Genomic DNA, 13,436 nt, shown 5'->3' with positions numbered 1-13,436 from the left:
CGCGCCTCCTCAGACGCATCCGGCGGGCTTGGGCAGGCCCGCGATGTAGGACATCTTCTTGCCCGGCTTCTTCGGGAACAGCGCGAACTGCTGCTTGACCGGGAAGCCGCCGACGGCGTTGACGCGCCGCGTGGTGGCCGTCGTGCCGGTCTCGGCGTAGTCCGCGCGCAGGAACCGGATCACGTCCCAGTGCTCGGGGGTCATCTCGACGCCGATCTGGTCGGCGAGCTGCTGGGCGAGCGTCTCGTCCCACTCGTCGTACTCGGTGAGGAAGCCCTCGGCATCGACGTGGATCTCGCGGCCGGCAAGGGTGGTGGTGCTCATGTCTCCTCCTAGGCAGGGACGCGCTTGCCGCGCATCGACATGTGGGCGGGTAGCGGGAGAGGTCGGCCGGGAAGCAGCATCGACCAGTAGACGGGCTCGAACGCGAGCTTGCCCCAGTGGTTGAACCGGGACTCCTTGAGCAGCGGGAGCGGGCCCACCGCCGGCACCGGGAACATGCCCGGCAGCGGCTCGGTGTCGTAGTTGAAGTCGATGAGCATGGCCTTGCCCGCCCCCGACTCGATGAAGCAGGTGGCGTGGCCGTCGAAGCTCTCGACCGGCTCCTCGCCGTTGATGATGCGGACGAAGTTCTCGGGGAACACGTCGAGCTCGAAGTGCGCGACGGCGCCCGCCTTGGACGTGGGGACCGCGGCCGCGTCGCCCACCGCGAAGATCTCCGGGTGCTCGGCATGCCGCAGGGTGTGGTGGTCGACGGGCACGAAGTCGAGCTCGTCGCCGAGGCCGGACCTGCCGACGTAAGCGGCGCCCTTGTTCACCGGGACCGTCACGAGCAGGTCGTAGGGGACCTCGCGCTCGTCGAAGGACACGACCTTGTGCGCCTCCGCGTCGACGCTCTCGATCATGAAGTCCGGCTCGACCGCGATGCCCCGCGTCTCGAGCATGTCGCCGAAGGCGGCCGCCGCGACGGGCTTGGTGAACGCCCCCGACAGCGGCGTCACGAACGTGATGTCGACCTTGTCGCGGATGCCTCGGCGCTTGAAGTAGTCGTCCGCCAGCAGCGTGAACTCGAGCGGCGCCACCGGGCACTTGATGGGCATCTCGGAGATGTGGACCACCAGCCGGCCGCCGGTGAAGCCGGCGAGGGCCTCCCGCAGCGCCACCGCGTCGTCGAACGTGTAGAACGAGTGCACGGCGCCGTGCCAGTCGTCCTCCATGCCGGGCGTCTCCTCGGGGTGCGGGGAGGTGCCCGTCGCGACGATGAGGTAGTCGTACGGCAGCACCGTGCCGTCCTCGAGCGCGACCGTGCGGGCGTCCGCGTCGACGCGGTCGATCTGCGCCTGGATGCGGGTGACGCCGTCCGGGATGAGGGGTGCCGCCTTACGGCGCGCCTTGTCCGGCCGGTATCTGCCGAACGGGATGAACAGGAAGGCCGGCTGATAGAAGTGCGTGCCTCGCTGGTCGACGATGGTGATCTGCCAGTCATCCGCGTCGAGCATGCGCCGCAGCTTGTTCGCCGCGATCGTGCCCGCCGTGCCGGCTCCGAGTATCAGCAGCCTGCGCATCACGCGCCCCCTTCATTGGGTCCGGGGCGTCCGGGAGGCGGCCCCGATACTCCCGACCGTATGCAGGCGGATCGTGTACGAACAGGGACCATCGTCCCTGCTGCGGGGAGCTCAGCGACAGTTTGTCGAGGTTCGTGACTCCTGCGGGGAGCTCAGCGACGCCCCGAGCAGAGGTCAGCGCGCGGCGGCGGCGCCCTTGTTGGCGAGCTCGTCGGCCTTCTCGTTGCCGGGGTCGCCCGCGTGGCCCTTGACCCACACCCACGTGATGTCGTGACGCTGGAGCTGCTCGTCCAGGGCCTGCCACAGCTCGACGTTCTTCACCGGCTTCTTGTCGGAGGTCTTCCAGCCGTTGCGCTTCCAGCCCTTCATCCAGGACTGGGCGCCGTTCTTCACGTACTGCGAGTCGACGTGCAGCGTGACCTTGCACGGGCGGTTGAGCGCCTTGAGGCCCTCGATCACCGCGGTGAGCTCCATGCGGTTGTTGGTGGTGACCTTCTCGCCGCCGAAGAGCTCGCGCTCATGACCGCCGGCCTTCATCCAGACGCCCCAGCCGCCCAGCCCGGGGTTGCCCTTGCAGGCGCCGTCGGTCCACATGTGCACATCGGTCAGCGTCTCGGTCACCCGGAAACCGTACCCGGGCGCGGGCCATCGGCCGCGCCACCCGCCGCATCGGCCACAATGAACCCATGTCCCGCAAGCACGCCGCCGGCGGCTCCACGCCCGCCGTCCACGCCCTCATCGAGGCGGGCGTGCCTCACACCCTGCACCCGTACGACCACGACCCCGCGTCGGACCTCAGCTACGGGCTCGAGGCCGCCGAGGCCCTGGGGGTGGAGGCGGACCAGGTCTTCAAAACCCTGTGCGCGTACGTCGACGGACGGCTGTCCGTGGGCATCGTGCCCGTGTCCGGGATGCTCGACCTCAAGGCGCTGGCGCACGCGCTCGGCGGCAAGAAGGCGGAGATGGCGCCGCCCGCCGACGCGGAGCGCGCCACCGGCTACGTCGTGGGCGGCATCTCCCCCATCGGCCAGCGGAAGGCGCTGCCGACCGCGGTGGACGAGACCGTCGAGCTGTGGGACACCGTGTACGTCTCGGGAGGCAGGCGCGGCCTCGACATCGGCCTCGCGCCCGCCGACCTCCTCGCCGTGACCCGCGCGGTCGCGGCCCCGATCGCGAAGGACGCCTGATGGACCTCTCCCCCACCCCCGCCGGCTGGGACTACGCCGCCGCCCTCGAGCAGGTGAAGGCGCGCGTCCACATCGCCGAGGCCGCGGCCGGTCGCGCCGGATCCGGCGTGCGCGTGCTCGTCGCGACCAAGACGTGGGACGCCGATGCGGCGGCCGCGGTGGTCCGCGCGGGCGGCACCCTCGTGGGCGAGTCGCGCATGCAGGAGCTCGACGCCAAGGGCGAGGCCCTCGCCGCGGTCGGCGCCCGGGTGCATGTGATCGGCCAGCTGCAGCGGAACAAGGCCGCGACCGCGGTGAGCTTCGCCGAGTGCGTCCAGACCGTCGACCACGCGCGTCTCGCGGAGCGCCTGTCACGGCTGTGCCTCGAGGCCGAGCGCGACCTTGACGTGATGATCCAGGTCAACGTGTCCGGCGAGGAGTCCAAGGCGGGCGTGCACCCCGACGAGGCGCTCGCGATCGCATCCGCGGTCCAGGCGCTGCCGGCGCTCACCGTCACCGGCTTCATGACGATCGGGCTCAACTCGCCCGACGAGGCCGCGGTGCGGGAGGGCTACGCGCGGCTGCGCGAGATCCGCGACCAGGCGCTCATCCGCTCGGAGCGCGGCTCGATCGGGCTCGGCTCCGCGTGGGAGCTGTCGATGGGCATGTCGCAGGATCTCGAGTGGGCGATCGCGGAGGGCGCCACCATGGTGCGCGTCGGCACCGCGGTGATGGGCGAGCGCACCTACACCTGACCCGAACCGCCGGGCGCCCGGCTCGCGCGGCGCCGTCCGCGGTGTGAGACTGGCGGGGACGCCTGGCAGAGTGCCGCCGAGGGGGGCGTGCTCAAGGAGGGTCCATGCCCCACTACCACCTCGCGATGTACTACGACACGGCCGGCCCGGTGCCCGACGACCTCCCCCAGATCATGGCCGAGGTCGAGACGCTCAACGAGGAGATGCGCGACAACGGCGCGTGGGTGAGCGCCGGCGGCTTCGCCCCCGCCCCGGAGGCCCGCGTGGTGGCCGCGGACGCCGAGGGCGCCGAGACCACGCCCGGCACGTACCTCGACGGGCCCGAGCAGCAGGGCGGGTTCTGGGTCATCGACGCGACGAGCATGGGCGACGCGATCGTGTGGGCCGAACGCGCGAGCCGCGCGCTGCGGCTCCCCGTCGAGGTGCGCGAGCTGCGCGAGGACTAGCCGCGGGACGATGCAGGGGACGCCCCGCCGCCGCCTTCCCGGAGGGCATCCCCGAAAGTTAGGGAAGGTTTCGCTTGCTGGCGGAACCAGCACCGATGTTCCTACGCTTGACAGGTGACTCAGTCGGAAACCCACCCCACCGCATCGTTCCCGGACGAGGAGGCCGTGTCCGGTCGCCTCAACGCGCTCCGGGCGGGCGTGCTGGGCGCCAACGACGGCATCGTGTCCGTCGCGGCGCTGCTCGTGGGCGTGGTCGCGGCCACCGACAACGCCAGCATCATCCTCACCACCGCCGTCGCCGGCATCGCCGCGGGCGCGCTGTCGATGGGCGTGGGCGAGTACGTCTCCGTGTCGAGCCAGCGCGACGCCGAGCAGGCGCAGCTCGAGCGCGAGAGGGCGTGGCACGACCACCGGCCCGAGTGGGAGCTCGAGCAGCTCACCCGCCTGCACATGGAGACGGGCATGTCCGAGGCGACCGCGCGGCAGGCGGCCATCGAGCAGACCGCGCACGACCCTCTCGCCGCGCACGCCCGTGCGCACCTCGGCATCGACCCCGAGGAGCTGGTCAACCCCTGGCACGCGGCCTTCGCCTCGCTCGGCGCCTTCACGCTCGGCGGCATCTTCCCGCTGCTCACCGCCGTGCTCGCGCCGCACGACCTCAAGGCGCCTCTCACCTTCGCCGTCGTGATCGTCGCGCTGGCGATCTCGGGCACCGTGTCCGCGCGCCTGGGCCACGCGCCGCGCCTGCGGGCGATCGTGCGCAACGTGATCGGCGGCTCGCTGGCGATGGTGATCACCTACGGGATCGGCTCGTTCTTCGGCGTGCACGTCTAGGGCAAGCCGCATCGTCCGGTCTCGACCCGCCACCCCTGCCAGCCGTACCGCTGACGGTGCGGATCCGGGCTCGACGAGGCCCTGCGGTACCGCTGAGCGTGCGCCGCGCTACGGCACCAGCTTGAGCCACTCCTCGGTCGCGAACTTCGAGTCCACACGCGCCTCCGCCTCGGCGACCTCGGCCTCCGTGACCGCGCCCGCCTGCGTCGCGTAGCGCGACCGGAAGTGGTCGAGGAAGGCCGCGATGACGTCCGCGCGCTCCATGCCGGTCTGGCTGCGCAGCGGGTCGACGCGCTTGTTCGCGCTCTTCGTCCCCTTGTCCGACAGCTTCTCGCGGCCGATGCGGAGCACCTCGAGCATCGCATCGGCGTCGATGTCGTACGCCATCGTCACGTGGTGGAGCACCGCGCCGGCGACGTAGCGCTTCTGCGCGGCGCCCGCGATCTTGCCGGCGGGCGAGGCGATGTCGTTGATCGGCACGTAGGTCGCCTCGATGCCGAGCTCGCGCAGCGCGCCCAGGACCCAGTCGTCGAGGAACGCGTACGACTGCTCGAAGCTCAGCCCCTCGACCAGCGACGTCGGCACGTGGAGGGAGTAGGTGATGGTGTTGCCGGGCTGGATGAACATCGCGCCGCCGCCGGACACGCGTCGCACGACGGTCATGTCGTGCTTGGCGGCGCCCTCGTCGTCGATCTCGTTGCGCCACGACTGGAACGACCCGATCACCACGGCGTTGCTCGCCCACTCCCACACGCGCAGCGTGGGGCCGCGACGGCCGGCGGCGACCTCCTCGGACAGCACCTCGTCGAGCGACATCTGCATGTACGGCTCGCGCGGCACGTCATGGATGACGTCGAACGTGTGGTCGTGCCAGCTGGTGGCGTGGCCGAGCGCGCGACGCACCGCGATCGCGACCGCCTCCGGGGTGAAGCCGATGAACTGCGCGCCCTCGGACACGCGCGCCACCGCCGCCGCCATCTGCGACACCGTCGCCGTCGCGGAGAGGCCGGACAGCGCGCGTGTGATGTCGAGGATCGCCTCCGCGGGCTCGAGGAAGAAGTCGCCCGAGATCACCACCCGGTCGATCGTCTCGGCCGCGGAGTCGAGCTCGACATCCGCGACCACGAGCTTGCCGCCAGGAACCTTGTACTCGCCATGCATGGGGTCAATTCTCCCCCGCGCGGACGAGTGCCCGGGACGCCCCTCCCTCACCGCTGCGCGCCGCGTTCACAAGTCACACATCTGGCGGCACGTGAGCGCGCGGCGCCGCACGGATCGTGGCGCACCGGTCGTCAGAGGTGTGACTTGCGGAAGGCGGCGGCGGGACGATGCGGCTACGGGTTCGGCGTGACCCCCGCCTTGAGCAGGCCGTAGAACAGCGAGTCGGTGAGCGCCTCCCACGACGCCTCGATCACGTTCGGCCCGACGCCCACGGTGCGCCACTGGGTGCCCGTCTCGGTGTCGACCGTGGTGATGAGCACGCGCGTCACCGCGTCGGTGCCGTGCGCGGCGTCCATGATGCGGACCTTGAAGTCGGTCAGGTCGAAGCGCTGGATCTCCGGGTACGCCCCCGCGAGCGCGGTGCGCAGCGCGTGGTCCAGGGCGTTGACGGGACCGTTGCCCTCGCCGACCGTGACGAAGCGCTGGCCGCCGCCCGCGCGGAGCTTGATGACGGCCTCGGCGTCCGCGTCGCGCGGGTTGCCCGGAGCGGACGACACGCGCACACGCCACGTCTCGGTGTCCCAGTACTTGGGCGCGTCGCCCAGCTCCCAGCGCAGCAGCAGCTCGAAGGACGCGTCCGCGGCGTCGAACGTGTAGCCCATCGCCTCGGCATGCTTGACGCGGTCGGTGACCCGGCCGAGCAGCTCCGGCTGACCGGTGAGGTCGAAGCCCAGCTCCTTGCCCTTGAGCTCGATCGACGCGCGGCCGGCCATCTCGGACACGAGCATGCGCATGTCGTTGCCCACGTGCTCGGGCTGGGTGTGCTGGTACAGGTCCGGGTCGACCTTGATCGCGGACGCGTGCAGGCCCGCCTTGTGCGCGAACGCCGAGGCGCCCACGTACGGCTGGCGCGCGAACGGCGCGATGTTGGTGATCTCGGAGATGGTGTGCGCGATGCGCGTCGACTCGCGCAGCCCGTCGCCCTTGAGCGCGCGCACGCCGCGCTTGATCTCGAGGTTCGCGGCCACCGCGACGAGGTCCGCGTTGCCGGTGCGCTCGCCGTAGCCGTTGACGCAGCCCTGGACGTGCGTCGCGCCGGCGGCCACCGCGGCCATCGAGTTCGCGACCGCGCAGCCCGAGTCGTTGTGCGCGTGCATGCCCAGCTGAGCCGAGGTCCGCGCGCCCACCTCGGTGACGATGCGGGTGACGTCGTCCGGCAGCATTCCGCCGTTCGTATCGCACAGGACCAGGGACGATGCGCCGCCTGCCTCGCCGGCGAGCAGCGCCTTGATCGTGTACTCGGGGTCGAAGACGTAGCCGTCGAAGAAGTGCTCGGCGTCGAGCACGACGCGCCGCCCCTCGCCCACGAGGAAGGCCACGGTCTCCTCGATCATCGCGAGGTTCTCGTCGCCGGAGACGCGCAGCGCGCGCTCCGCATGACGGATGTCGGACTTCGCGACGAGGGTGATGATGGGCGCCTCGGAGTCGAGCAGCGCCCGCACCTGCGGGTCGGAGGCCGCCGAGGTCCCGGCGCGTCGCGTCATGCCGAAGGCCGCGAACTGCGCGTTCTTGAACGACAGCTCCTTGGCGACGAGGCCGAAGAACTCGGTGTCCTTGGGCACCGCGCCCGGCCAGCCGCCCTCGATCACGCCCACGCCCAGCTCGTCGAGCAGCGGGGCGATCCCCATCTTGTCCGCGACGGACAGGTTCATGCCCTCCTGCTGCGCGCCGTCGCGCAGGGTGGTGTCGTAGATCTCGACCGTGAGATCCGTCATGGTGGTCAGCTCCTCAAGTCCGGCGCGGCCCGCGTCCCCAACAAAAAAGCCTCCCAGGGGTGCGGGAGGCTGCGCGTCGGGGGGTGGCCCGACGCGCTACAGAATGATGATCGCGGTACGCATCGGGGCCATTGTGGCACACCACGGGGACGATGCGGCAGGCACCTGCCCGGAACCTCACAGCAAACCTGGAGGACCGCCCGCCAGACTGGCCGCAGGTCGGCGGCCTCAGGCACCGACCGTCCCCGTCCCGCGAGAGAGGCAGCACGCCATGGCACGCATCCCCGAACCCGTCCCGACCCCGCAGGGGCCGGCCTACGAGGGCCGTCTGCTCGACCGTCCCGACGAGGAGGTCGTCGACCAGGGCATCTCCTTCGACCTCACCACCCTGATGTCGCGCCGCGGCGTGGTGCGGCTCATGGGGTTGGGCACCGGCGCGGCGGTGCTCGCCGCGTGCTCGCCGAGCGCCACCACGACCACCGCATCGTCCGCCGCCTCGGACGGCCTCACGGAGATCCCCGACGAGACCGCGGGTCCGTACCCCGGCGACGGCTCCAACGGCCCCGACGTGCTCGAGGAGTCCGGCATCGTGCGCCGCGACATCCGCACCTCGATCGCGGGCGGCGACCCGGTCCCCGGCGTCCCTCTCGACTTCACCTTCACGGTGCACGACATGGCCAACGGCGGCGTGCCCATGGTCGGCGCGGCCGTCTACGCCTGGCACTGCAGCGCGGCGGGCCTCTACTCGATGTACTCGGACGGCGTGACCGACGAGACGTGGCTGCGCGGCGTACAGGTCACCGACGACAACGGCGAGGTGACCTTCACCTCCGTGATGCCGGGCTGCTACACGGGGCGCTGGACGCACATCCACTTCGAGGTCTACCCGAGCGTCGACGACATCGAGGACTCGTCGAAGGCGATCGCGACGTCGCAGATGGCGTTCCCGCAGAACGTGCTCGACACGGTCTACGAGCAGTCCGACTACGACGGCTCGGCGGGCAACCTCGCGCAGATCACCCTGGCCTCCGACAACGTCTTCGGCGACGACAGCGGCGTGCACCAGATGGGCGCCTTCAAGGGCGGCGTGGACGCGGGCTACACGTCGACGCTCACGGTGCCGATCGACACGACGACCAAGCCGACCTCCGGCACGATGGCCGGCGGGGGCGGCGGCGCCCCGGGCGGGGACCGGCCGGAGGGCGGTCCCGGTGGCGACGGCGGCGAGCCGCCGAGCGCTCCCCCGTCCTGACACACGGGAAAGGGGACGATGCGGCGGTCGCGTGACCGCCGCATCGTCCCCGTGCCATGTCGCGCTACGGCGCGACGAGCATCTTCATCTCGGTGTTGCGGCCCTCGCCGAGGAGGTGCTTGATGCCGTTCTCGACGATGTCGTCGAGCTCGATGACCGAGCTGATGAGCGGACGCGGGTCGATCGCGCCCGCACGCATCGCCTCGATGGTCTCGGCGTAGTCGACGTCGGTGTAGCCGAACGAGCCGGTGAACGACTTCTCGGACATGACGAACGCGTTGACGTCGACCGGGAACTCGCCGTGCGCGACCGCGACGTACACCGCGGTCCCGCCCGTGCGGAGCCCGTTGACCGCCGTGTCGAACGTGATGCGGCCCACGCCCGACGCGTCGAACGACACGTCGGCGCCGACGCCGCCGGTGAGCTCCTTGATGAGCGCGACCGGGTCGCTCTCGCGCGGGTCGACCGCGGTGGCGCCGAGCTGCTCGGCGAGCGCGCGACGCGCCGCGCCGGGCTCGGACACCACGATGGTCTCGGCGCCGCGCGCCTTGAGCGACATGACGACCGCGAGGCCCACGGGGCCCGCGCCGACGACGAGCGCGTGCTTGCCGGCGACATCGCCGACGCGCTTGGTCGCGTGCCAGGCCACGGCCGTGGACTCCACCATCGCGGCGACCTGCGAGCCGAGCTCCTCCGGGAACGCGAAGACCTGGTCGGCGTTGAGGACCACGTGCGAGCTGAAGCCGCCGCCACCGCCGTTGATGCCGGTGAAGCCCCACGCGACGCAGCGGTTGCCGGCGCCGGCCTGGCAGGCCTCGCACTCGCCGCACCAGCGGTTCGCACGGACGGCGACGAGCGTGCCGACGGCCGGGCCGTCGACGCCCTCGCCGAGCTCGACGACGCGGCCGCCGAACTCGTGACCGAGCACGTGCGGGCCGGAGCAGCCGAACAGGGGGTGGACGAACTCGTTCGGGAACATGAACTGCTCGAAGAGGGCAAGGTCGCTGCCGCAGATGCCGGCGTGCTCGACCTTGATCTTCACGGTGCCGGGACGCACCGTGGGCTCGGCGATCTCCTCGACGACGGCCTCGCGGACGCCGTGCAGGCGCAGAGCTTTCATGGGGGACTCCTGTACTTCCGACGCCGCGCCGACGCATGCGCGGCAGGGGGGACTGGGAACGCGTCGGATGCGTGCCACGGCATCCTTGCCGCGACTGCAACGCGTGCACGCTAGCCCAAATTGGCACTCAATGCCACCCGGGGCATGCGAAAGCGGGGACGATGCGGCTCCGGGGTGCCGCATCGTCCCCGCCGGGTCGATGCTCGCGGTGGACGGGCGTGACGTCGCCTCCCGGCGAGATCGTGCCTCGTGCGTCGCTGCCCGAGTCTGGTGGGTGGACCGGATGTCGCCTCCCGGCGAGGTCCGTCCCCTCCCCCCACACTCAGCAGATGATGAACGGCCTGATGCCGCCCGAGTCGAGGGTGTGGCGCGCACGCCAGTCCCTCGGGTCGTGCTGGAGCTCGCGCTCGTGCAGCACGACCATCTCGTGGTGGTGCTCCTGGCGAGCGTGCTTGCGCGCCTCCGCTGCCACGTCCCGGTGCCGCGCCGCGCGAAGGCGGTGGTGCAGATGCGGCAGGTCGGTGAGGAGCCCCGGTCGGTAGGGGCGCTCTGCGGCGATGGTCATGATCCCTCTCCCTGGATGTCGCGCCGGGGCACGGTCACAGCAGGCGTGAGTGCAGCGGCAGGGTGAACGAGTCACCGAGGTTCTGGACGATCACATCGGCCGGCGGCAGGTGGCTGGCGCGGTCGACGCGGGAACGCTCGCGGCGGCGGGCGCGCGCGGCGGCGTAGCGGTCGGAGACGGCTCGGAGGGAGTCGCGGACCCGGCCGGCGAGGTCGCTCGGCGCGGGGGCGACGACGCCCTCGGCTCCGAACGGACGGACGGTGTGTGCGGACATTGCTGATCCTCTTCTTCAAGAACGGTTGACGATGGCGTGATGTGGCCGGTCAGGCGATGAGACGGAAGGCGCCTCGGCCGGTGGCGGCGGCCTCGGCCTGCGCCTGCGCGTCGGCGATGCGCTCCATGAGCGCGGAGCGGGCGACGGCCCACGCCCGGAGGCGCGAGATCTCGGTGCCGGCCCAGTCGACGAGCGCAGCGGCCGCGCCGGGCGCGAAGCCGCGGACGGCGTCAGCGAGGCGCTCGACCTCCTCGCGGTGCGCCGCGGTGCCCTCCTCGGCAAGCGTGGGCCCGAGGTCGTTAGCGGTGATCTGGATGGACATGACACCCTCCTCTCTCTGCGTTCGTTCGGTGTCGATGCCAGAGTGCGCGCGGCGCGTGTGAAGGGTCGTGTGACGCAGCACACATTCTCGAAGTTTCTGCGAAGTCACCTCTTTACGAGGGACGATGCGCGCAGAAAAGTCTTGCGCAGGAGGCTAGGCGGGCTGCGGGACCTTGCCGCGGAGCGCGTCGAGGACGGCCTCCGCGCGCGAGAGGAGCAGCGGCATGTCGCCGCGCGCCGCGACCTGGAGGGCGAGCTCCGCGTGCGCGCGGGCACGCTCGCCATCGCCGCCCTTGAGCGCCACCTCGGCGTCGGTGACCTGCACCTCGGCCTCGAGCCACTTGTACGAGTCGTTGATGCGCCGGCACGCGGTCCCCGCGTGCTCGAGCCACGGCATCGCCGCCTCCATGTCGCCCTCGGCGACGTACGTCAGGCCCATCACCTTGGCGGTGACGCCCTCCCAGCACGGGTCCTCGAGCTGGCGGGCGAGAGCGTAGGACGACTCGATGTCCGTCCGCACGAGCGCGGGCGCCTCCCCCTTGGCGAGGCGCACGTGCGCGTGCCACGCCTCGGGCCACGGCCGGATGGCCGTCCACCCCTCGCTCTGCGCCTGACGCTGCGCCTCCTTGGCCCACCTCTCGGCTGCCGCGAGCCACCCCGCGAGGTAGGCGGCGCGGGCGGCGTGCGACATCGCCCAGATCCCACGCTTGACGCTGCCCGTCTCCCGGCAGAGGTCAATCGCCTCATCGAAGCGCTCGAGCGAGGCGTCGAGACGGCCCCAGTCGGACAGGTGCACGGCGTCGTAGGCCGCCACGGCGGCCTTGACCCGGGGGTACGGCCCGGCGACCTCCCACGCGAGCTGCAGACCCTCGACCGCGCACTCGCGACGGGCCGCGAGGACGTCGACGTAGGCGAGCTCGGCGAGCGCCTTAGCGGCGATCTCCTGCTCCCCTGCGGTCGTCGCCGCGGCACGTGCGGCGTCGAGCACGATCGCGCCCTCGTCGTCGTAGCCGCGTGCCGCATGCACGAGCGCGCTGCCGAGCTCGAACAGGCACGATGCGGTGAGCAGCCCGTCGCCGGCGCCCTCGGCGGCCGCGACGGCCCCGCGGAGCGTGGCGATGCCGCTCCCGGCGGCGCCGGCGCCGACCGCGGCCCTCCCGGCGGTCAGGAGGGACTGGGCCGTGGCGATCGACGACACGCCCGCAGTATTCGGGGTGACGGGCGGCCGCGCCGCGGCACTGAGGGCCGCGCTGGGCGGCGCGCCGAGCTCGCGCATGAAGGCCTGCTCCGTCGCCGCGACGTGGCGGTGGGCGGAGATGCGGTCGCCCGAGGCGATGAAGGCCTTCACGAGGAGCACGTGCGGCCCCTCCTCGAGGGGCGCCGTGTCGACCATCGCCGACGCGAGAGTGAGCGCCCGGGGATGGTCGTGAGCCGAGAGTGCGCGCAGGGCCTCCTTGCGGAGCGCACCGATGACGTCGCCCGCCACGCGCTGGCGCTCGACGAGCAGCCAGGTGTCGAAGGCCGGGGAGGCCTGCACCTCGATGCCCTCGAGGAGCGCCCCGCGCGGGACCGGGTCCGGAAGCCGGCCGGAGGCCACCACGTCGACGTCGAGCTCGGTGCCCTCACCGAGGTTCAGCACGATCGGGTTGCCCAGCAGCGCCTCGGGGAGGCCCAGCCGGCGGCGGAGCTCAGCGAGCGCCCAGCGCAGGGCACCCATGGGGTCGTCCGCCTCCGAGAACAGCTCGTTGACGAGCTGCTGGCGCGACAGCGGATCCGGAGACCGGACGATGCGGGCGAGAAGCGCCCAGCACTTAGCACCGCGCGGGCCGGGGACGGTGAGGCCATCGCGCAGTATCCGGGGCTGACCGATCAGGCGTACCGAGAGCACCGCTCCCGCTCTCCACTCACGCCACTCAGCGTACGTCCGGTTCGTCCGTTTCGAAAGGGCCCCGGTGAGTTCGGCCCGACACGACGGGCCTCGTCGACCGCCATCACCTGAGACGTGATTCTCCTGGTAGAAATGCGAAAGGCCCCCGACGGTGTCGGGGGCCTTTCTAATGAGTGCGCCGCAGCGTCCTACTCTCCCACACCCTCGCGAGTGCAGTACCATCGGCGCTGGGAGGCTTAGCTTCCGGGTTCGGAATGGGACCGGGCGTTTCCCTCCCGCTATGGCTGCGGCAACTTTATGGAACTATTGTGAGG

Annotated in this window: 15 protein-coding genes and 1 rRNA gene; 5 read left to right on the top strand and 11 right to left on the bottom strand. The window is 71.5% G+C overall.

From position 1 onward, the window contains the following. Window positions 1-9 precede the first annotated feature (9 nt). From AOM02_RS13775 to rnhA, 3 genes are all read right to left on the bottom strand, one after another. A complete protein-coding gene (locus AOM02_RS13775) occupies window positions 10-324 on the bottom strand; it encodes a TusE/DsrC/DsvC family sulfur relay protein (RefSeq protein WP_062300288.1) in 315 nt (104 codons plus the stop codon). An 8-nt stretch (window positions 325-332) separates the two neighbouring features. Further along, entirely contained in the window at window positions 333-1,565 is a 1,233-nt protein-coding gene (gene sqr, locus AOM02_RS13770; RefSeq protein ID WP_062300285.1) for a type III sulfide quinone reductase, selenoprotein subtype, read from the bottom strand. A gap of 174 nt (window positions 1,566-1,739) precedes the next feature. Beyond that, window positions 1,740-2,186, bottom strand: a complete 447-nt coding sequence (gene rnhA / locus AOM02_RS13765) for a ribonuclease HI (protein WP_439644645.1) — start codon at window positions 2,184-2,186, stop codon at window positions 1,740-1,742. A gap of 65 nt (window positions 2,187-2,251) precedes the next feature. Here rnhA and ybaK point away from each other — a divergent pair, with 65 nt between their 5' ends. The 4 genes from ybaK to AOM02_RS13745 all read left to right on the top strand — a co-directional run bounded on the left by ybaK (window position 2,252) and on the right by AOM02_RS13745 (window position 4,766). Continuing rightward, window positions 2,252-2,752, top strand: coding sequence for a Cys-tRNA(Pro) deacylase (gene ybaK / locus AOM02_RS13760; protein WP_062300284.1), 501 nt, complete (start codon window positions 2,252-2,254; stop codon window positions 2,750-2,752). Then, window positions 2,752-3,486 (top strand): YggS family pyridoxal phosphate-dependent enzyme, encoded by a 735-nt coding sequence (locus AOM02_RS13755; protein WP_062300282.1) that lies wholly within the window; start codon window positions 2,752-2,754, stop codon window positions 3,484-3,486. Before ybaK ends, AOM02_RS13755 begins: the two co-directional genes overlap by 1 nt. Window positions 3,487-3,590: 104 nt before the next feature. After that, window positions 3,591-3,932, top strand: coding sequence for a YciI family protein (locus AOM02_RS13750; RefSeq protein ID WP_062300279.1), 342 nt, complete (start codon window positions 3,591-3,593; stop codon window positions 3,930-3,932). A 114-nt stretch (window positions 3,933-4,046) separates the two neighbouring features. Then, window positions 4,047-4,766 (top strand): VIT1/CCC1 transporter family protein, encoded by a 720-nt coding sequence (locus AOM02_RS13745; RefSeq protein ID WP_062300277.1) that lies wholly within the window; start codon window positions 4,047-4,049, stop codon window positions 4,764-4,766. Window positions 4,767-4,874: 108 nt separating this feature from the next. Here AOM02_RS13745 and lplAB read toward each other — a convergent pair whose 3' ends face one another. Further along, the gene (lplAB, locus tag AOM02_RS13740; RefSeq protein WP_062300275.1) at window positions 4,875-5,927 is read right to left on the bottom strand and encodes a lipoate-protein ligase LplAB; all 1,053 of its coding nucleotides are present in this window, start codon (window positions 5,925-5,927) and stop codon (window positions 4,875-4,877) included. A gap of 173 nt (window positions 5,928-6,100) precedes the next feature. After that, complete coding sequence (gene cimA, locus AOM02_RS13735; RefSeq protein WP_062300273.1) at window positions 6,101-7,702, bottom strand: citramalate synthase; 1,602 nt, start codon at window positions 7,700-7,702, stop codon at window positions 6,101-6,103. 271 nt (window positions 7,703-7,973) lie between these two features. Here cimA and AOM02_RS13730 point away from each other — a divergent pair, with 271 nt between their 5' ends. Further along, complete coding sequence (locus AOM02_RS13730) at window positions 7,974-8,954, top strand: dioxygenase family protein (RefSeq protein ID WP_062300271.1); 981 nt, start codon at window positions 7,974-7,976, stop codon at window positions 8,952-8,954. 64 nt (window positions 8,955-9,018) lie between these two features. On the opposite strand, the gene AOM02_RS13725 is transcribed toward AOM02_RS13730, so the two are convergent. From AOM02_RS13725 to rrf, 6 genes are all read right to left on the bottom strand, one after another. Beyond that, window positions 9,019-10,074, bottom strand: a complete 1,056-nt coding sequence (locus tag AOM02_RS13725; RefSeq protein WP_062300268.1) for a zinc-binding dehydrogenase — start codon at window positions 10,072-10,074, stop codon at window positions 9,019-9,021. 322 nt (window positions 10,075-10,396) lie between these two features. Then, window positions 10,397-10,639, bottom strand: a complete 243-nt coding sequence (locus tag AOM02_RS13720) for a hypothetical protein (protein WP_062300264.1) — start codon at window positions 10,637-10,639, stop codon at window positions 10,397-10,399. A 34-nt stretch (window positions 10,640-10,673) separates the two neighbouring features. Beyond that, window positions 10,674-10,913, bottom strand: coding sequence for a hypothetical protein (locus tag AOM02_RS13715; RefSeq protein ID WP_062300260.1), 240 nt, complete (start codon window positions 10,911-10,913; stop codon window positions 10,674-10,676). Window positions 10,914-10,962: 49 nt separating this feature from the next. Beyond that, entirely contained in the window at window positions 10,963-11,235 is a 273-nt protein-coding gene (locus tag AOM02_RS13710; RefSeq protein ID WP_062300258.1) for a hypothetical protein, read from the bottom strand. A gap of 153 nt (window positions 11,236-11,388) precedes the next feature. Next, window positions 11,389-13,122: an AfsR/SARP family transcriptional regulator gene (locus AOM02_RS13705; RefSeq protein WP_062300256.1), complete on the bottom strand. Its 1,734-nt coding sequence runs from the start codon at window positions 13,120-13,122 to the stop codon at window positions 11,389-11,391. A 175-nt stretch (window positions 13,123-13,297) separates the two neighbouring features. Further along, window positions 13,298-13,414, bottom strand: a 5S ribosomal RNA gene (rrf, locus tag AOM02_RS13700). Window positions 13,415-13,436: the final 22 nt, after the last annotated feature.

The sequence above is a fragment of the Demequina maris genome (assembly GCF_000971155.1).
Taxonomy (GTDB): domain Bacteria; phylum Actinomycetota; class Actinomycetes; order Actinomycetales; family Demequinaceae; genus Demequina; species Demequina maris.
Note: the sequence above shows the minus strand (reverse complement) of the source record. Positions and strands in the feature narration are given on the sequence as shown.